The organism is Actinomadura sp. WAC 06369 (assembly GCF_003947565.1).
Lineage (GTDB): Bacteria > Actinomycetota > Actinomycetes > Streptosporangiales > Streptosporangiaceae > Spirillospora > Spirillospora rifamycini.
The window spans coordinates 36,880-54,093 of record NZ_QHJN01000013.1; the positions used below are offsets into that span (position 1 = coordinate 36,880).

Genomic DNA, 17,214 nt, shown 5'->3' on the forward strand with positions numbered 1-17,214 from the left:
CCATGGGCAGGTGGAACACCGAAGCCGGAATCCGCACCGTCGAGATCGGCGAGCTGCGCGCCAGCTACGTCCCCGACGGCGTCGGGTGGCTGCGCTCGCGCGGCTGGTTCCCCGACACGACCGACGCCGACTGGACGCGCCACCAGGACGTCCTCGGCCCCTCGGGCGGCCTCGCGGCGAGCATGGGCGGCCTCCTCGTCGAGCGCGGCGACCGCGCCCTGCTGATCGACGCGGGCATCGGACCCGTCCGGCAGCCCGACGACCCCGCGAACCCGCACGTCGGCGCGATCCGCGGCGGCGCCCTCCTCGACGGCCTCGCCGCGCTCGGGCGCACCCCCGACCGGATCGAGGCCGTCGCCTACACCCACCTGCACCCCGACCACATCGGCTGGTCCGACCGGTTCGCCCGCCACCTCGTCGCCGCGCCCGAATGGGAGCACCGCGACGGCGAACTCGACGCCGTCGCCGACCGCGTCGAGACCGTCGCCGACGGCGACGAGATCTTCCCCGGCGTCCGCGTCCTCGCCACCCCCGGCCACACCCCCGGCCACACCGCCTACGTCCTGGAGTCGGGCGGCGCGCGGCTCCTCGCCCTCGGCGACTCCTTCCACTCGCCCGTCCAGATCGAGCACCCCGGCTGGAGGGTCGCCGTCGACGCCGACCCGGAGCAGGCCGCCGCGCTGCGCCGCCGCCTCGCGGACGAACTCGGCGACGGCCGCACCCTCGCGTTCGGCATCCACTTCGCGGACGTCCAGTTCGGCCGCGTCCACGAGACCGCGGGCACCCCCACCTGGCACCCCGAGCACTGACGCCGGACTCGAGAAGTTCTCGGCGGTGTTCGTGTTCCGGTGCAACCGGACGTCCGGTCGCGGGGTTCGTTCAGATGCCGCACGCCCGGAGGGGGCGTGCGCACCGACGATTGGACCCTCATGGATCTGCAGCTCACCGGCCGCGTCGCGCTCGTCACGGGCGCGTCGAAGGGGATCGGGCTCGCCGTCGTCCGGACCCTGCTGGACGAGGGCGCCCGCGTCGCCGCCGTCTCCCGGAAGTCCGGTGCGGACCTCGACGCGCTCGCCGGCCCGAACCTCCTGCACGTCCCGGCCGACCTCACGGACCCGGCCGCCCCCGCCGAGGCCGTCCGCCGGACGGTCGAGGAGTTCGGCGGGCTGGACGTGCTGGTGAACAACGCGGGCGGCCCGCCGCCCGGGGCGTCGCTGCCGCGGTTCGGGTTCCTCACCCCGTCGGACGACGACTGGCACGCGATGTTCGAGTTCAACCTGTTCGCGCTCGTCCGGACGGTGCGGGCGGCGATCCCGCACCTGCTGGACTCCGAGGCGGCGGCGATCGTGAACGTGTCGTCGGGGAACGCGCGGCGGCCGGGGCCGATGAACTTCGACTACAACGCCGCGAAGGCCGCCGTGAACAACCTGGCGAAGGGGCTGTCGGAGGAGTACGGGCCGCAGGGCATCCGGGTGAACACCGTGTCGCCGGGCCCGGTCCGGACCGCGTGGTGGACGGAGGAGGGCGGGGCCGCCGACATCCTGGCGGGCGCGACCGGCGCCGACCGCGACGCGATCCTCGACGGCGGCGCCGCCGAGATGATGAACCTGGTCACCGGATGCCTCGTCGACCCGCAGGAGGTCGCGGACGCCGTCGCCCTGCTGGCCTCGCCCCGGTCGGCGAGCACGGCGGGCGCCGAGCTCGCCGTCGACGGCGGGTTCCTCAAGGAGATCTGACCGCCGCGCCGTCCCCGGCCGCGCCGGCCGGGGGCGTCCGGGGTCACTCCCGGTCCGCGGGGCGGCGGCGCGGGAGGAGCAGGGCGGGGACGAGCGCCAGCGCGATCAGCGCGACCGCGAACAGGTAGGTGTGCTGGAAGGCGCCGGCGAGCGGCCCGGCGAGCGCCGCGCGGGCGCCCGCGTCCAGCCCGTGGACGGCCTGGAGCGCGCCGCCCTCGCCCGCCGCGGGCACGAGGTCGTCCATCCGCGTCGCGAGGACGACCGACGCGAGCGCCGTCCCGATCGCCCCGGCGGTCGTGTTGACCAGGCTGACGGTGGTGCTCGCGGCGGGGGCCTGCTCGTGCGACATGCCGCGCGTCGCCGCCGTGATCGCGGGCATCATGGTGGCGCCGCCGCCCGCGCCCATCACCACCATCGTGGCGCACAGCGCCCAGTAGGGCGCGTCCGCGTCGAGCTGCAGGGCGAACAGCGCGAACCCGGTGAGTCCGGTCGCGACCGACACCGGGACGAGCCGGCCCGGCGGCACCCGGTCGGCGATCCGGCCCGCGATCTGCATCGCGACGCCGGAGCCGAGCGCGAACGGGATGCCGAGCGCCCCCGCGACCGTCGCCGACTCGCCCCGCACCACCTGGAGGTAGAGGGGGAGCAGCAGCATCGACCCGAAGTAGCCGGTGGCGAACAGCGTCAGCGTCGCGGTCGCGGTCGCGAACGTCCGGTCGCGGAACGGGCGCAGGTCGATCAGCGGGTGCGCGGCGGTCCGCGCCCGCACCACGAACCCCGCGACGAGCGCCGCGCCCGCCAGCAGCGGCACCAGGACGGCCGGCGCCGCGACGTCGCCGCGTTCGCCGCCGCTCGTCACCCCGTACAGCAGCGCCGCGAGGCCCGGGGAGAGCAGCAGCAGGCCGACGGCGTCGAGCGGGCGCCGCTCCCCGGGAGCGTCCCGGGGGAACAGCCGCGCGGCGAGCAGCGCCACCGCGACCGTGATCGGCGCGTTGACGAAGAACATCCACCGCCACGACACCTCGTCGATGAGCCAGCCGCCGAGGACGGGCCCCGCGAGCGGCCCGACGAGGATGGCGAGGCCCATCGTGCTCATCGCCCTGCCCAGCTCGTCGCGGCTCGCGCTGCGCAGCAGGATCGTCATGCCGACGGGCATCACGAGGCCGCCGCTGATCCCCTGCAGCACCCGGAACGCGATCAGCGACTCGATGTTCCAGGCGAGCCCGGCCAGCACGGACGTGCCGCCGAACGCGGCGATCGCGACGAGGTACAGCCGCCGGGCGCCGAACCGGCCGACGGCCCACGCGGTCGTCGGCATGACGGCGCCGAGCGCCAGCGAGTACCCCGTCGCGACCCACTGGATGGTGGCGAGCGGGGCGGTGAACTCCTGCGACAGCCGGCTGACGGCGACGTTGACCACCGTCATGTCCAGGCTGATCATGATCGAGCCGAGGACGAGCACCAGCGCGATCGTCATCGGCCCGGGGCCGTCCCGGTCGCGGGGACGGCCCTGGGGGCGGTCGTGGTCGCCATCTCATCCCCCGTACGGCCGGGCCGCGCGGGCGTCGCGCAGCGCGTGCCCCCACCAGGCGAGCTGGTCGAGCATGACCTTCGCGGCGCCCGCGGCCCCTTCGGCGTCGACCGGCCGGCCGTCCTCGTCGAACCAGTTCCACGGGCCGTGGAAGCTCACCGTGTCGCGCACCGTCACGGCGTGCAGTTCGGCGAAGACGCCGCGCAGGTGCTCGACGGCGAGCTTGCCGCCGGTGAGCCCGCCGTACGACACGAACCCGACGGGCTTCGCGCGCCACTCGTGGAAGTGGTGGTCGATCATGTTCTTCAGGGTGCCGGGGTAGCTGTGGTTGTACTCGCAGGTCACGACGGTGTACGCGTCGGCGGCGGCGAGCACCTCGGTCGCGCGGGCGAAGCCGTCGGACGGGGGCGTGCCGAGCGACGACGGCGGTTCGGCGGCCGCGACGTCGAGCACGTCCACGACCAGGTCGTCGCGCTGCCGGGCCTGCTCGGCGAACCAGCCGCCGACCGTGGGCCCGAACCGGCCCTCCCGGGTGCTGCCGATGACGATCGCGAGGCGGAGCGGCGTGTCGGTCATCTTCTCTCCTTGAGCGGGGCGCTGCGTGATGTCCTCGAAGCTACGGAGACCCGCCATGGCCGGGAATCCGTCAGATGACTGGGCCGGACGACCGGCCCGCACCCCACTCTGAGACCTCAACATTGATTGAGGTCAAGGCCCCGCGCGTGCGCTCAGCCGCGCGTGCGCGCCGCGATCCCGTCGAGCACGATGTCGAGGCCCCGCCGGAACCCCGCGTCGAAGTCGGCGTCCTCCGGCCGGGAGTGCTCCGCCAGCACCGGGTACGCGTCCGCCCGCGGGGCGACGTACTCGGACGTGCCGCGGCGCAGGTCCGCCTCGTCCGCCGGGTCGCGCATCCGCGCGCGCCACATGTTCTCCGTGACGGCGAACCCCGTGACGTAACTCGACACCGCGCTCGCCGCCGCCGTCAGCTCGTCCCCGGCGAGCCCGGCCCCCGCGAGGATCCCGAACACCCGCTCGGACCCCGCGAGCGCGTTCGGCCCGAGCAGCGGCCGCGTCCCGACCAGCGCCGGGACCCACGGGTGCGCGCGCATCACCCGCCTGCTCTGCTCCACGTGCCGGACGAGCGCGCCCCGCCACGCCCCGGCGTCCGGGCCGGAGCCGCCCGCGCCCGGGTCGATCTCGCCCAGGACGGCGTCGAGGGCGAGGTCGAGCACGTCCTCCTTCGCCGCCACGTACTCGTACAGCGACATCGTCCCGGCGTCCAGCCGGGCGGCGAGGCGCCGCATCGAGAAGCCGTCCACGCCCTCGGCGTCGAGCAGCCCGACGGCCGCCGCGACGATCCGCTCCAGCGACAGCCGCGGCCGGCGGGGGCGCGGCTCGCCGCGCAGCCACACCGGGCGATCCGGCATCGGCATCCCTTCCGTGCGGTGTACGGAAAACCGTACACGTAGCTTGGCCGCGTCTCCCCGCCCGTACGCACGGAAGGACCCCCCATGCAAGAGGACGAATGGCAAGAGGACGAATGGCAGCACGCCTACGCGGCCCTGGCCCTCCGCCTCGACCGCCTGGTGCGGGACACCTGGAGCGGCACCCTGCTCATCTACCGGGGCCCCGCCGAGTGGAGCGCCGCCGTCGACCGGGAGGAGCCGCCGCCCCCCGCCCGCCTCGCGGACGACGCCGACCGGCTCCTGGACGGCCTCCCGTTCGGCGACCGGGCCCGCGCCGGCTACCTCGCCGCGCACGTCCGGGCCCTGCGGGCCGTCGCCCGCCGCCTCGCCGGGGACCGGACGCCGCTGCCCGAGTACGCCCGCGCATGCCTCGGCGTCGACGCGTCCCCGGTGCCCGAGTCGTCCTTCGCGGAGGCGCACGACCTGCTGGACGCGGCGCTGCCCGCCCGGCCCGGGAGCCTCGCCGACCGCCTGCACGCCTGGCGGGCCGCGCACGCGCTGCCGTCCGACCGGACGCACCTGCTGCCCGGACTCGTGCTGCGGGCCGACGCCGAATGCCGCGCCCGCACCGCCGCGCTCGTCCCGCTGCCGCCCGAGGAGGTCGACTGCCGGCTCGCGTCGGGCGTCCGCTACCGGGCCGCCGGGCACCACGACGGCGGGCCGCGGTCGACGATCTTCGTGAACCGCGACCTGCCGTTCAACCTCGCGGACCTGCTCTACGTCGTCGCCCACGAGGGCCACCCGGGGCACATCGCCGAGTCGCTGCTGAAGGAGGTCCACCTCATCGGCGGCGGCCGGCCCGAGCAGCGCGTCCGGTTCATGATCGCGCCGTCGTTCGTCGTCAGCGAGGGCCTCGGGCTGCACGCCCAGGAGGTGGTCTTCCCCGGCGGGGCGGCGCAGGCGTGGCTGGAGGAGCACGTCCTCGCGGCCCTCGGAATCCGGCCCGACGGCAGCGACTTCGCCGCCGTCCACCGCGCGGTGAACCTGCTGTGGGGCGCGTGGGCGAACGCGGCCCTCCTCGCCGACGAGGGACGCCCGGACGCGGAGACCGCCGCCTACCTGTCCCGATGGGCCCTGCTCGACGACGCCGAGACGGCCGCGCTCGTCCCGTCCCTGCACGCGCCCGCGATGGGCGTCTACGTCCTCGGCTACCACCACGGCCACCGGATCCTGGACGGCGTGCTCACCGGTCCCGACCGGCGCGACCGGCTCCGCCGCCTCCTCACCGAGCAGGTGCTGCCCGGAACCGTCGCGGGCTAGGCCCCGGGCGGCGGGCCGTTTCCGGTCCGCCGCCCGGGGCCGCTCAGCTCGGCGCCGTCACACGCCGAACGGCGGCGCGTACGCGATGACGCCGGCCGGCACCGGACGGGACGCGTCCAGCGCGAGCGCCATCATCGCCTCGTCCGGCACCTCGAACGGGGCGCGGATCCCGAAGCCCGACGCGGGCTCGAAGCCGAACCGGGGGTAGTACTCGGGATGCCCGAGCACCAGCACCAGGTTCTCGCCCCGCGCCCGCGCCGCCTCCAGCCCCGCCCGGACGGCGGCCGCGCCGGCGCCCGTCCGCTGCAGGTCCGGCCGCACCGCGACCGGCCCGAGCGCCAGCGCGGGCTCCCCGCCGACGCGGCACCGCGTCAGCAGCGAGTACCCGGCCAGGCGGCCGTCCGGCGTCTCGGCGACCAGCGACAGCCCGGGGATCCACGCCGGGTCGGCGCGCAGCGCGTCCACCAGGTCGGCCTCCTCCGGCGTGGGGAACGCCGCGAGCAGGACCTCCCGGATGCCCGCCGTGTCGGCGGGCGCCTCCGCGCGGATCGTCCAGGCGGGCGCCCCGGCGGGCTCGCCGGGGACGGGCCGCAGGACGTACCCGGCGTACCGGTAGTCGCCGCCGTGCGCCCTGCGCAGCGCGATCTCCTCCCGGGCGGCCGCCGCCGCCTCGGCCATGCCGGGCCGGTCCGGATCGGCGGCCGCGAGCCGCTCCTCCAGCGGCGTGTAGTACTCGTCCCACCAGTCGGCGTCCGGCAGCGGCAGGTGCGCGACGACCTCGTACCCGGCGGCCCGCGCCGCAGCGGCGTTCTCCGCCGGGGTGCGGACCGGGTACACCCGGTCCCAGAAGGCGCGGGCCTCCTCCGACGGCGACGCGGTGGCCCATTCGATCTCGGTGAGGACCAGGACGCCGCCCGGCGCGAGCAGCCGCCGCCACCCGCGCAGCCCGGCGTCCAGGCCGATGTTGTAGACCGCGCCCTCGCTCCAGACCAGGTCGTAGGTCCGGTCGGGGAACGGGAGCCGGTCCATGGAGCAGCGCATCGCGCGGATCCGGTCGTGCAGGCCGCGCCGCCGCGCGGCGGCGAGCAGCTCCGCGAGGAACGGCTCGTGCAGGTCGACGGCGTCGACCCGCGCGCCCGCCTCCGCCGCCAGCAGCAGCGCGGACCGGCCGGGGCCGCTGCCCGCGTCGAGCGCGCGCGGCGCGTCCGGCAGCGGACCGGCCAGGGCCAGCAGCCGGCGGGTGGTGGCGTCGGAACCGGGGCCCTGCCTGGGCAGCCCGTGATGCAAGGCGAACGCCGCCTCGATGATGTGGTGCGAAGACAACTGGAAAACCTCGAAAGGAAAGGGGGCCGGGCGGCCTGCGTCAGGCCGCGGCCCGGGAAGTGAGGACGACTCGGAAGCCGCGCACGGCGGCACGCACGACGGTCATCGACTCACCTCCTCCTTTCGCCGGGCCCGACGCTAGCAGGACCGTCCTTGCCCGCGCCTCCCCCTTTTTCAGCCGGACGCCTCCACCGCGCCGAGCAGGCGGCGGATCAGCGCGCGTTCGGCGTCGGTCTCGCACAGGCCGAGGGCCTCCCGGTAGGCGGCGGCGGCCTCCGGCAGGCGGCCCAGGCGGCGGAGCAGGTCGGCGCGGGCCGCCGCGTACGGGTGGTAGCCGCGCAGCCGCGGTTCCCCGGCCAGCCCGTCCAGCAGCGCCAGCCCCTCCGCCGGGCCGTCCCGCATCGCCACCGCCGCCGCCCGGTTCAGCGCGACCACCGGCGACGGCGTCAGCGCGAGCAGGACGTCGTACAGCGCGACGATCTGCGGCCAGTCGGTCGACGCGACGTCCGGGGCCTCGTCGTGCAGCGCGGCGATCGCCGCCTGCACCCCGTAGGGGCCGGGCGGCCCGCCGGTCAGCGCGGCCTCCGCCAGGCCGCGGCCCTCCTCGATCAGCGCGCGGTCCCAGCGGGAGCGGTCCTGCTCGTCCAGCAGGAGCAGGCCGCCGTCGGCGCCGACCCGCGCGTCCCGCCGCGCGTGCGTGAGCAGGACGAGCGCGAGCAGCCCCGCGGTCTCGCGCTCGTCCGGCAGCAGCCGCCGCAGGATGCGGGCCAGCCGCACCGCCTCCGCCGCGAGGTCGTACCGGGCGGCGGCGTACCCCTCGGTGTAGATCGAGTAGACGACCTGGAGGACGCCCGGGAGCCGCGCGGGCAGCTCGTCCGGGCCGGGGACGCGGAACGGGATGCGGGCCTCGCGGATCCGGTGCTTCGCCCGGACGATCCGCTTCGCCATCGTCGCCGTCGGGACGAGGAACGCCCGCGCGACCTCGGGGGTCGTGAAGCCCGCGAGGCAGCGCAGGGTGAGCGCCGTCCGGTCCTCGGCGGCCAGCGCCGGGTGCGCGCAGGTGAAGAACAGCTGGAGCCGCTCGTCGGGGAGCCCGCCGTCCGGGGCCGGCGGCGGAGCGGGCGCGGCCCGCTCCGCCTCGACCTGCATGACCGCGAGCCGCGCCGCGTACGCCTGGTCCCGCCGCAGCCGGTCCACGGCCTTGCGGCGCGCCGTCGTCATCAGCCACGCGCCCGGGCTCGGCGGCACCCCGTGCACCGGCCAGTGGACGAGCGCCGCCTCGATCGCCTCCGAGGTGACCTCCTCGGCCAGGTCGAGGTCGCCGAACCGCCGGACGAGCGCGGCCAGCAGCAGGCCGCGCTCCTCCCGGAAGACCGCCTCCACCGAGGCCCGGGCGTCCGGTTCGGACATGTCAGTACTCGTCGGTGACCGGACGGACGACGATGGAGCCGTCGCGGGCCCCGGGGCAGCGGGCGGCCCAGTCGAGGGCCGCGTCCAGGTCGGGGACGTCGATGACGTAGTACCCGCCGAGCACCTCGCGCGCCTCGGCGAACGGCCCGTCCGTGGTGATGACCCGCTCGCCGTCGGCGGTGACCCGCACCTTCGTGGCGGTGGTCATGTCGGCGAGGGCGTGCGAGGCGACGACGACGCCGGCGCCCTGGATCTGCTCGTCGAACTTCTGCCAGTCGGAGAACTCGCAGACGGCCTGCGCCTCCGCCTCCTCCGCGCTGTCCGCCGGACCCGCGTTGATCAGCAGCATGTACTTCATGGTGTTCGCTCCCGTGTCGTTGTTGCCCAACGTCTTATCTACGAACGGGACCTCGCCCCATGGACACCTTCCCCAAAACTTTTTTCGTCAGTTGCGGGAGTGGCTCGGCGCCCGGTCCTGCCGCCCGCCGCCGCTCTGGGCGGGCGGGCCCTGCCGGGGCTTGCCGCCCTGCGCCTCCTGCCCCCGCGGGTTCGCGTTCTCGGGCCGCCCCGTCGGCAGGTCCTTCGGACGGCCGGGCGAGGACGGCGCGGACGGCACGGACTGCTCGGGCCGGCCCGGCGTCGCGGACGGCCGCGCCGACGGCCGCGCGCTCGCCGACCGCCCGCCCTCGGGCGTCCGTCCGGCGGACCGCCGCGGCGTCGCCGGCGGGGACGTGCGCGCGTTCGGGCTCGACAGCGCGGGCGGGGCGGCCGGGTGCGGGTGCCGTCCGGGCATCGCCGGTTCGGTGCGCGCGGGCCTCGGCGCCGGCGACGGGTCGGCGCCCTCGTCCTGGCCGGGCAGGTTGCCGGTGCCGGCGGCGATCGCGGCGCCGCCGCACACGGCGATCGTCACGGCGACCAGCACGGCCTTGACCGTCACGAACCGGCGCAGGACGGGATGCCGCGGCCGTTCGGCGGCGGGCCGCGCCCGCACGGCGGCGGTGAACGCGGCCGCGGCGGCGTCCTCGCCGGCCGGATCGGCGGGACGGGCGGGCGCCGCGGCGGCGTCCAGGAGTTCGCGCAGTGCGGTGTGCTCACCGGCCGGGGCGGACCCGGACAAAAGGAGGTCGGCGGTCCGGCGGTTCGGCCGCCCGGACCTGCGGTCGTCGTTCATCTCACCCCTTCAGCGCCGGTACCGCCGCTTTTGTCACTCTGCAGGAGGGGGAGCGGTTCCGTGCGCGGACGAGCGGGTGCGCCGGCCCCGGAGCCGGCCTCGGCGCCGGTGTCCGTGCCGGCGTCGGCGGCGAGCCGGTCGGCGAGCCGCCGCAGCCCCCGGTACGCGGCCGTCCGGACCGCCCCGGGGCGCTTGCCGACGACCTTGCCCGCCGTCTTGGCGTCCAGCCCCACCACCACCCGCAGCAGCACCGCCTCGGCCTGGTCGGGGGGCAGCTCGGCGATCAGCCGCAGCGCGTCCCGGGTGGCGAGGCCGTCCAGCGCGTCCGCCTCGGTGTCGCCGTCGGACGTCAGCGCGGCCAGGACGTCGTCGGACAGTTCGGTGGCGGGCCGCCGGGAGGTGCGGCGGAGCTGGTCGAGGGCGCGGTGCCGGGTGATCGTCGCGGTCCAGCCGCGGAAGCCGTCCAGGTCGCCGCGGAAGCCGGGCAGGTCGCGCGCGATCTGCAGCCACGCCTCGGACGTCACGTCCTCGGCGTCGGCGCCGACCATGGCGGCGGCGAACCGGAGCAGCCGGGGCTGCACGTCGCGGTACAGCAGCCGGAAGGAGGACTCGTCGCCGTCCTGAGCGGCGCGCAGGGCGCGGCTCAGCTCGGCGTCGCGCTCCGTGGGCACCGCCCGCGACTTCCTTGTCACCCGCAGCATTGTGCAGGTATTTCCCCTGCGCCGCCGGGCCTTCGGCGATCCGCCGGGACGGATCCGGGTGACCGGCCGGTCCCGGCGGCGCGGGAAAAGCCGGTGACCTCGCAGGACCAATCACGCGTAGACCGCCGGACGCCGGGAACAATCCGGGGTGTCCCGTCGGTTGTACGGGACAGCCGATGTGCCTGGTGTCCCCGGGCCTCACCTAACGCCTTCACGGAATACCGTTCGGCTGGAGCCGTGTTGCGCATATCGCCGAGAGGCGACCCGCACATCGGCGCACGATCAGGGCCCCACCGGGCCGCACCGCCCGGCCGGGGCCCTGGTCTTTACTTCCTGCGCCGCCCTCCCCCCGCCGGAGCGGACCGAGAACACTGCGATTGCGTCCGAAGGCAGGTGCGAGCGGAGCGAGAACCTGATCGCGCAGCGAGCCCCCTGGGCGAGTCGGAGCGATGCAGCAATCGCATGCATTGCCCGTTGAAGGAAGGCGGTCTACCGCCTGACGCCGAGGGCAATGCGCGACAATACGTGCATGAGTCTTGCGGCGCACTTGGAGGAGCTCGGCCGGCCGCTGGTCGAGGAGCAGCTTCGGCACCCGACCGTCGCGGGGATCGCCCGCGGCGACCTCGACGAGGCGGTGTTCCGCTCCTGGCTGGAGCAGGACTACCTCTACCTGCTCGACTACACGCGCGTCTTCGCCCGGCTCGCGTGGCAGGCCCCGGACGCGCACCTGGGCGACCTCGTCGACCTCGCGCACTCCACCCTGCACGAGGAGCTGGCGCTGCACCGGTCGCTGTCCAGCGAGTTCGGCGCCGACCTCGACGGGGCGGAGAAGGGCCCCGCCTGCGCCGCCTACACCGCGTTCCTGCTGGAGAGCGCCGCCTCCTACACCGATGGCCTCGCCGCCCTGTACCCGTGCATGTGGGGGTACTCGACGCTCGGCCTGCGCCTCGCGGAGGACCCGCCCGCCGAGCCCCGCTACCGCCGCTGGGTCGACACTTACGCCGACCCCGGCTTCGCCGCCCTGACCCGCCGCTGCGCCCAGATGATCGACGAGTCCGGCACCGACCGCGAGCGCGCCGAGCGGTTCTTCCTCGAAGGCATGCGCCACGAGCTGGCGTTCTGGGACGTCCCCGCCTGACCGGCCGGACGCGCGCCCCGAGTTGATCAGCGGGCGCGGAACGCTTCGAGCATCCGCGCGAGCGCGTCCCACGCGTCGTCCAGGTCGCGGTCGCGGCGCGCCGAGCCGGCGAGCCACAGGGCGGCCTCGTTCATCGCGCCCGACAGCAGGCGCGCGAGCGGCTCGACGGGCCGCGGCGCGATCGTCCCGAGCTCCATCAGGCCGGTCAGCGCGTCCGTGAGGTGCCGCGCGGACGCGGCCTCGTCCATCGCGCGCCACTCCGTCCAGCCGAGCACCGCCGGGCCGTCCACGAGCATGACGCGCTGGACGTCCGGGGCGGTGCTCGCGGCCAGGAACGCGCGGCACCCGGCGAGCAGCCGGTCCCACGGGTCCGCTTCGGCGTCGGCCGCGGCCGCGACGCGCGCCGCGACCTCGTCCTGCACCTCCCGCAGCACCTCCCGGAACAGGGCGCCCTTGCTCTCGAAGTGGTGGTAGAGCGCGCCCTTGGTCACGTCGGCGGCGGCGACGATCTCCGCGAGCCCGACCGCCCCGTAGCCCCGTTCGGTGAAGAGGCGCCTGCCCTCGCGCAGCAGCGCCCGCCGGGTCTGCTCGCGCCGCCTGCTCCGGACGCCGTCCATCGCGCTCCCTCGTTGACATACCGACGGTACGTGAATAGCGTACTTCACATACCGACGGTATGTGAAAGGGAACGCCATGCGCCTGACCAGCTTCTATCCGGTGATCTGCACCTCCCGCATCGCCGAGTCGCGCGACTTCTACACCCGGCTGTTCGGCTTCGAGGCGACCTTCGAGGCCGACTGGTACGTCAGCCTCCGCCGGCCCGGCCCGCTCCCGTACGAGCTGGCGCTCCTCGACCACGCGCACCCGACGCTGCCCGAGGCGTACCGCGCGCCCGTCCGGGGCCTGCTGCTCAACTTCGAGGTGGAGGACGTCGACGCCGAGTGGGACCGGCTCGTCGTCCGGGGCGGACTGTCGCCCGAGCTGCCGCTGCGCGACGAGGACTTCGGGCAGCGCCACTTCATCGTGGCCGACCCGGACGGCGTCCTGATCGACGTCATCACGCCGATCGCCCCGACGGGCGCGTTCGCCGATCAGTACGTCGGCGCCAGCGCCGGGTAGTCGGTGTAGCCCTCCGCGCCGCCCCCGTAGATCAGCCGGGGGTCGTACTGCGCGAGCGGGGCGTCCGCGGCGAAGCGCCGCGGCAGGTCGGGGTTCGCGATGAACAGGCGGCCGAACGAGAAGACGTCCGCGAGGCCGGCCGCGAGCGCCTCCTCCCCGGCCCGCCGCGCGGTCGGCTCCGGCCCGTTGTAGTTGCCGATCAGCGTGCCCGACCAGCGCGGCCGCAGGTCGGCGAGCGCCCCGTACGCCCCGCGCTCGATGACGTGCAGGTACGCGAGGCCGCGCGGCTCCAGGGCGTCCACGAGCGCCCGGTACGTCGCCTGCGGGTCCTCCTCGGCGATCTCGTTCTCCGGGTTGCCGGGCGAGATCCGCAGGCCCGTGCGCTCCGGGCCGACCGCGTCCGCGACGGCCTCGACGACGTCGAGCGCGAACCGCAGCCGTCCGGACGCCGAGCCGCCGAACCGGTCGGTCCGCCGGTTCGTGTTCTCGGCGAGGAACTGCTGGATCAGGTACCCGTTCGCGCCGTGCACTTCGACGCCGTCGAACCCGGCACGGATCGCCGCCCGCGCCTCGTCCGCGAAGTCCGCGATCGTCGCCTCCGCCTCGGCGGTCGTCAGCGGGCGCGGCACCACATGCTCGACCATGCCCTCGCGGGTGAAGATCGGATCCGACTCGATCCGGACGGCCGACGGCGCGACGGGCGGCGCGCCGTCCGGGAGCGTCAGCGGGTGCGTCATCCGCCCGACGTGCCAGAGCTGCGCGAAGATCCGCCCGCCCGCCGCGTGCACGGCGCCGGTCACCGCGCGCCACCCCTCGACCTGGGCGTCCGTCGCCAGGCCGGGGATGCCGGGCCCGCCCTTGCCGAACGGGTTCGGCCAGATGCCCTCGGACACGATGAGCCCGGCCCCGGCCCGCTGCGCGTAGTACTCGGCGGCCAGCGGGTTCGGGACGCCGGTCGCGTCGTCCGCCCGGCCGCGCGTCATCGGCGCCATCGCGATCCGGTTGGGAAGGTCGAGGTGCGGGCCCGCGTAGGGGCGCAGGAGGTCGCTCATGGTCTCTGTCCTCTTCCGTGGTGGGGGCGTTCAGCGGGCGACGGCCGTGGCTTCGACCTCGATGCGCCAGTCCGGCTGCGCGAGCGAGGAGACCTCCAGGAGCGTGTCGGCGGGGTAGGGCTCGCTGAGGAACTCCGCGCGGAGCTTGATGACGTCGTCCAGGTCGGCGGCCATGTCCCGCACGAAGATCCCGATCTTGACGACGTCGGTGAGGTCGGCCCCGGCCTCGTTCAGCACCCGCCGCACGTTCCGGAACGCCTGCCGCCCCTGCTCGAGGAAGCCGCCGGGGACCGTCCGGCCCCGCTCGTCGATGCCGGCCTGGCCGGAGACGTGGATGAAGCCGTTCGCCCGGATCGCCTGGGAGATCTTGTACGGCTCGTACCAGTCCGGCGCGGTGGCGATGCGCTCGATCACGTCGCCCTCCTTAGATGTATGTACTTGCATGTTCTGTATGTGCATGCATATTGGTTGCGGCGGTACGCTGTTGTCAAGACGGGAAAGACCGGGGTGGCGAAACAATGCGGACGGACGACCAGTGCTGGGACGACGTCGTGACCCTCTACGGACGCATCGAGCACCGGCTCGCCAAGGCACTGCAGCGGCACGGCATCGGGCTCTCCGAGTACTGGGCCCTCTGCCGCCTCGCCCTCGCCGAGGACGGTGAGCTGCGCATGCAGGAACTCGCCGACCTCATCGGCCTCAACCAGAGCTCGGTCAGCCGCCTCGTCACCCGCCTCGAGAAGGCCGGGCTGACCCGCCGCGACCACTGCCCGGACGACCGCCGCGGCGTCTACACGGTGATCACCGACGAGGGCCGGGCGCTGCACGACAAGGCGACCCCCGCCTACCGGGCCGAACTCAGCGCCGCGCTCGACGAGGCCGGCGCCGACCCGGCGCTCGCCCCGCTCGTCCACCGGCTGCGCGCCCGCTGAACGCGCGAACGCGCGGCCCCCGCGAGGGGACCGCGCGCTCCCGCGTGCCGTGCGCTCAGCTCGCCGCCGGGATCTTCGGCCGCTCCGGCGCCGCGGACGCCGGCACCGCCCCGGCGTCGTCGGCGAGCGCCCGGAACCGGCGCAGCCGCAGGCTGTTGCTCACCACGAACACCGAGGAGAACGCCATCGCCCCGCCCGCGATCATCGGGCTGAGCAGGCCCGCCGCCGCCAGCGGCAGCGCCGCCACGTTGTAGGCGAACGCCCAGAACAGGTTCCCCTTGATCGTCCGCAGCGTGCGCCGCGACAGCCGGATCGCGTCCGCCGCCGCCCGCAGGTCGCCGCGCACCAGCGTCAGGTCCGACGCCTCGATCGCCACGTCCGTCCCGGTGCCCATCGCCAGGCCCAGATCGGCCTGCGCGAGCGCCGCCGCGTCGTTCACGCCGTCCCCGACCATCGCGACCGTCCGGCCCTCGCCCTGCAGCCGCTTCACGACGTCGACCTTGTCCTTCGGCAGGACGTCCGCGATGACCTCGTCGATCCCGACGGCGTCCGCCACCGTGCGCGCCACGGCCGCGTTGTCGCCCGTCAGCAGCACCGGCCGCAGCCCCAGGTCGCGGAACCGCCGCACCGCCTCCGCCGACGTCGGCTTCACCTCGTCCGCGACCGTCAGGACCGCGCGCGCCGCGCCGTCCCAGCCGACCGCGACCGCCGTGTGCCCGAGCGCCCGCGCGTCCGCCATCGCCCGCTCCAGCTCCGGCGTCAGGTGCTGCGACCACTCCTCCAGCAGCCGCGGCCGCCCGACGAGCACGCCGCGCCCGTCCACCACGCCCTGGACGCCCAGGCCCTCGACGTTCGCGAAGTCCTCGACCGTCCCGAGCGCGCCGGCCCGCTCTCGCGCGCCCCGCGCGATCGCCTGCGCGATCGGGTGCTCCGACGCGTCCTCCAGCGCCCCCGCCAGCCGGAGCGCCTCGTCCGCCGCGACGCCCTCCGCCGTGACGACGTCCACCAGCGCCATCTTCCCGGTCGTGACCGTGCCCGTCTTGTCGAGGACGACCGTGTCGATCGTCCGCGTCGACTCCAGCACCTCCGGACCCTTGATCAGGATCCCGAGCTGCGCGCCGCGCCCCGTCCCGACCATCAGCGCCGTCGGCGTCGCGAGCCCCAGCGCGCACGGGCAGGCGATGATCAGCACCGCGACCCCCGCGGTGAACGCGGCCGCCGCGCCGACGCCCGTCCCGATCCAGAAGCCCAGCGTCGCGACCGCCAGCGCGATCACGATCGGGACGAAGATGCCCGAGATCCGGTCGGCGAGCCGCTGCACCTGCGCCTTGCCGGTCTGCGCGTCCTCCACGAGCCGCGCCATCTGCGCGAGCTGCGTGTCCGCGCCGACCCGCGACGCCCGCACCAGCAGCCGCCCGCCCGCGTTCACCGTCGCGCCCGTCACCGCGTCGCCCGGCGCCACCTCCACCGGCACCGACTCCCCGGTCAGCAGCGACGCGTCCACCGCGGACGAGCCCTCCTCGACCGTCCCGTCCGTCGCGATCTTCTCGCCCGGACGGACGACGAACAGGTCGCCGACCGCCAGGTCCTCGACCGGGATCCGCTCCTCCCGGCCGTCCCGGACGACCGACACCTCCTTCGCGCCGAGCTCCAGCAGCGCCCGCAGCGCCGCGCCCGCCCGCCGCTTGGACCGCGCCTCGAAGTACCGGCCCGCGAGGATGAACGCGATGACGCCCGCGGCCGCCTCGAGGTAGATGTTCATCGAGCCGTCCGAGCGGGTCATCGAGAACTCGAACCCGTGCTTGACGCCCGGCTCCCCGGCCGTCCCGAAGAACAGCGCCCACAGCGACCAGCCGAACGCGGCGAGCGTCCCCATCGAGACGAGCGTGTCCATGGTCGCCGCGCCGTGCCGCAGGTTCGTCCACGCGGCCTTGTGGAACGGCCACCCCGCGTACACGACCACCGGCGCGGCCAGCGTCAGCGACAGCCACTGCCAGTACTCGAACTGCAGCGCCGGGACCATCGCCATCGCGATCACCGGCACGGCCAGCACCACCGAGGTGACCAGCCGCTGCCGCAGCGGCGCCAGCTCGTCGGCGGGCTCCGCCGCCTCCGGGGCCGCCCCCGCGGCCTTCGGCGGCGGCGGTAGCTCCGCCGTGTACCCGGTCTTCACCACCGTCGCGATCAGGTCGTCCGGGGTGACGTCCCCGGTGAATTCGACCTTCGCCTTCTCGGTGGCGTAGTTGACGGTCGCGGTCACCCCGTCCATCCGGTTGAGCTTCTTCTCGATGCGGGCGGCGCACGAGGCGCACGTCATCCCGCCGATCGCCAGCTCGACGCGTCCGGAATCTGCGCCGGTCGTCATCGCCCCTCCC

General features: G+C 75.3%; 18 protein-coding genes and 1 pseudogene. 6 read left to right on the forward strand and 13 right to left on the reverse strand.

From position 1 onward, the window contains the following. The first annotated feature begins 2 nt into the window (after positions 1-2). Together DMH08_RS05825 and DMH08_RS05830 are read left to right on the forward strand one after the other, a co-directional pair. Positions 3-809 (forward strand): MBL fold metallo-hydrolase, encoded by an 807-nt coding sequence (locus DMH08_RS05825; RefSeq protein WP_034520465.1) that lies wholly within the window; start codon positions 3-5, stop codon positions 807-809. A gap of 96 nt (positions 810-905) precedes the next feature. Then, entirely contained in the window at positions 906-1,736 is an 831-nt protein-coding gene (locus DMH08_RS05830; RefSeq protein WP_233617418.1) for an SDR family NAD(P)-dependent oxidoreductase, read from the forward strand. A gap of 43 nt (positions 1,737-1,779) precedes the next feature. On the opposite strand, the gene DMH08_RS05835 is transcribed toward DMH08_RS05830, so the two are convergent. From DMH08_RS05835 to DMH08_RS05845, 3 genes are all read right to left on the reverse strand, one after another. Continuing rightward, a complete protein-coding gene (locus DMH08_RS05835) occupies positions 1,780-3,213 on the reverse strand; it encodes a DHA2 family efflux MFS transporter permease subunit (protein WP_125612197.1) in 1,434 nt (477 codons plus the stop codon). Between the two features lie 57 nt (positions 3,214-3,270). Continuing rightward, positions 3,271-3,843 (reverse strand): NADPH-dependent FMN reductase, encoded by a 573-nt coding sequence (locus tag DMH08_RS05840; RefSeq protein WP_125612199.1) that lies wholly within the window; start codon positions 3,841-3,843, stop codon positions 3,271-3,273. Positions 3,844-3,995: 152 nt separating this feature from the next. After that, positions 3,996-4,694, reverse strand: coding sequence for a TetR/AcrR family transcriptional regulator C-terminal domain-containing protein (locus DMH08_RS05845; protein WP_125612201.1), 699 nt, complete (start codon positions 4,692-4,694; stop codon positions 3,996-3,998). Between the two features lie 84 nt (positions 4,695-4,778). On the opposite strand from DMH08_RS05845, the gene DMH08_RS05850 reads away from it, so the two are divergent. Beyond that, positions 4,779-5,993 carry a hypothetical protein gene (locus DMH08_RS05850; RefSeq protein WP_125612203.1) on the forward strand — a complete coding sequence of 405 codons (1,215 nt, stop codon included), beginning with the start codon at positions 4,779-4,781 and terminating at the stop codon, positions 5,991-5,993. 57 nt (positions 5,994-6,050) lie between these two features. Here the strand turns inward: DMH08_RS05850 and DMH08_RS41460 are convergent, their stop codons facing one another. The 6 genes and pseudogenes from DMH08_RS41460 to DMH08_RS05875 form a co-directional block, all read right to left on the reverse strand. After that, on the reverse strand, positions 6,051-6,671 hold the full coding sequence (locus tag DMH08_RS41460; protein WP_233617423.1) for a GNAT family N-acetyltransferase: 621 nt from the start codon (positions 6,669-6,671) through the stop codon (positions 6,051-6,053). A 48-nt stretch (positions 6,672-6,719) separates the two neighbouring features. Then, positions 6,720-7,409 (reverse strand): annotated as a pseudogene (locus DMH08_RS41465) (class I SAM-dependent methyltransferase); the annotation flags it as partial. An 81-nt stretch (positions 7,410-7,490) separates the two neighbouring features. Continuing rightward, positions 7,491-8,726 (reverse strand): RNA polymerase sigma factor, encoded by a 1,236-nt coding sequence (locus tag DMH08_RS05860; RefSeq protein ID WP_125612205.1) that lies wholly within the window; start codon positions 8,724-8,726, stop codon positions 7,491-7,493. 1 nt (position 8,727) lies between these two features. Beyond that, positions 8,728-9,084 (reverse strand): YciI family protein, encoded by a 357-nt coding sequence (locus tag DMH08_RS05865; protein WP_026404881.1) that lies wholly within the window; start codon positions 9,082-9,084, stop codon positions 8,728-8,730. Between the two features lie 87 nt (positions 9,085-9,171). Further along, a complete protein-coding gene (locus tag DMH08_RS05870; protein WP_026404880.1) occupies positions 9,172-9,897 on the reverse strand; it encodes a hypothetical protein in 726 nt (241 codons plus the stop codon). Further along, positions 9,894-10,589, reverse strand: a complete 696-nt coding sequence (locus tag DMH08_RS05875) for an RNA polymerase sigma factor (protein ID WP_233617419.1) — start codon at positions 10,587-10,589, stop codon at positions 9,894-9,896. The genes DMH08_RS05870 and DMH08_RS05875 overlap by 4 nt, the downstream gene beginning before the upstream one ends. A gap of 538 nt (positions 10,590-11,127) precedes the next feature. On the opposite strand from DMH08_RS05875, the gene DMH08_RS05880 reads away from it, so the two are divergent. Beyond that, positions 11,128-11,736, forward strand: coding sequence for a TenA family protein (locus DMH08_RS05880; protein WP_026404879.1), 609 nt, complete (start codon positions 11,128-11,130; stop codon positions 11,734-11,736). Positions 11,737-11,762: 26 nt separating this feature from the next. Here the strand turns inward: DMH08_RS05880 and DMH08_RS05885 are convergent, their stop codons facing one another. After that, complete coding sequence (locus tag DMH08_RS05885) at positions 11,763-12,353, reverse strand: TetR/AcrR family transcriptional regulator (RefSeq protein ID WP_199747638.1); 591 nt, start codon at positions 12,351-12,353, stop codon at positions 11,763-11,765. 76 nt (positions 12,354-12,429) lie between these two features. Between DMH08_RS05885 and DMH08_RS05890 the strand changes: the two genes are divergently transcribed. After that, positions 12,430-12,855: a VOC family protein gene (locus tag DMH08_RS05890; protein ID WP_026404877.1), complete on the forward strand. Its 426-nt coding sequence runs from the start codon at positions 12,430-12,432 to the stop codon at positions 12,853-12,855. Here DMH08_RS05890 and DMH08_RS05895 read toward each other — a convergent pair. Beyond that, positions 12,828-13,907, reverse strand: coding sequence for an alkene reductase (locus DMH08_RS05895; protein ID WP_125612211.1), 1,080 nt, complete (start codon positions 13,905-13,907; stop codon positions 12,828-12,830). The two genes, DMH08_RS05890 and DMH08_RS05895, sit on opposite strands and share 28 nt — an antisense overlap. Before the next feature lie 30 nt (positions 13,908-13,937). Then, on the reverse strand, positions 13,938-14,321 hold the full coding sequence (locus DMH08_RS05900) for a RidA family protein (RefSeq protein ID WP_233617420.1): 384 nt from the start codon (positions 14,319-14,321) through the stop codon (positions 13,938-13,940). Positions 14,322-14,425: 104 nt separating this feature from the next. Between DMH08_RS05900 and DMH08_RS05905 the strand changes: the two genes are divergently transcribed. Further along, positions 14,426-14,839, forward strand: a complete 414-nt coding sequence (locus DMH08_RS05905) for a MarR family winged helix-turn-helix transcriptional regulator (RefSeq protein WP_026404874.1) — start codon at positions 14,426-14,428, stop codon at positions 14,837-14,839. A 55-nt stretch (positions 14,840-14,894) separates the two neighbouring features. Here the strand turns inward: DMH08_RS05905 and DMH08_RS05910 are convergent, their stop codons facing one another. Continuing rightward, a complete protein-coding gene (locus DMH08_RS05910; protein ID WP_125612213.1) occupies positions 14,895-17,204 on the reverse strand; it encodes a heavy metal translocating P-type ATPase in 2,310 nt (769 codons plus the stop codon). Between the last annotated feature and the right edge of the window lie 10 nt (positions 17,205-17,214).

What these genes read in the sequence shown, in the direction of transcription:
- DMH08_RS05825 (WP_034520465.1), top strand. Translation starts at nt 3, where the DNA reads ATGGGCAGGTGGAACACCGAAGCCGGAATCCGCACCGTCGAGATCGGC.
- DMH08_RS05835 (WP_125612197.1), bottom strand. Translation starts at nt 3,213, where the DNA reads ATGACGATCGCGCTGGTGCTCGTCCTCGGCTCGATCATGATCAGCCTG.
- DMH08_RS05840 (WP_125612199.1), bottom strand. Translation starts at nt 3,843, where the DNA reads ATGACCGACACGCCGCTCCGCCTCGCGATCGTCATCGGCAGCACCCGG.
- DMH08_RS05845 (WP_125612201.1), bottom strand. Translation starts at nt 4,694, where the DNA reads ATGCCGGATCGCCCGGTGTGGCTGCGCGGCGAGCCGCGCCCCCGCCGG.
- DMH08_RS05850 (WP_125612203.1), top strand. Translation starts at nt 4,779, where the DNA reads ATGCAAGAGGACGAATGGCAAGAGGACGAATGGCAGCACGCCTACGCG.
- DMH08_RS41460 (WP_233617423.1), bottom strand. Translation starts at nt 6,671, where the DNA reads ATGGCCGAGGCGGCGGCGGCCGCCCGGGAGGAGATCGCGCTGCGCAGG.
- DMH08_RS05860 (WP_125612205.1), bottom strand. Translation starts at nt 8,726, where the DNA reads ATGTCCGAACCGGACGCCCGGGCCTCGGTGGAGGCGGTCTTCCGGGAG.
- DMH08_RS05865 (WP_026404881.1), bottom strand. Translation starts at nt 9,084, where the DNA reads ATGAAGTACATGCTGCTGATCAACGCGGGTCCGGCGGACAGCGCGGAG.
- DMH08_RS05870 (WP_026404880.1), bottom strand. Translation starts at nt 9,897, where the DNA reads ATGAACGACGACCGCAGGTCCGGGCGGCCGAACCGCCGGACCGCCGAC.
- DMH08_RS05880 (WP_026404879.1), top strand. Translation starts at nt 11,128, where the DNA reads ATGAGTCTTGCGGCGCACTTGGAGGAGCTCGGCCGGCCGCTGGTCGAG.
- DMH08_RS05885 (WP_199747638.1), bottom strand. Translation starts at nt 12,353, where the DNA reads ATGGACGGCGTCCGGAGCAGGCGGCGCGAGCAGACCCGGCGGGCGCTG.
- DMH08_RS05890 (WP_026404877.1), top strand. Translation starts at nt 12,430, where the DNA reads ATGCGCCTGACCAGCTTCTATCCGGTGATCTGCACCTCCCGCATCGCC.
- DMH08_RS05895 (WP_125612211.1), bottom strand. Translation starts at nt 13,907, where the DNA reads ATGAGCGACCTCCTGCGCCCCTACGCGGGCCCGCACCTCGACCTTCCC.
- DMH08_RS05905 (WP_026404874.1), top strand. Translation starts at nt 14,426, where the DNA reads ATGCGGACGGACGACCAGTGCTGGGACGACGTCGTGACCCTCTACGGA.
- DMH08_RS05910 (WP_125612213.1), bottom strand. Translation starts at nt 17,204, where the DNA reads ATGACGACCGGCGCAGATTCCGGACGCGTCGAGCTGGCGATCGGCGGG.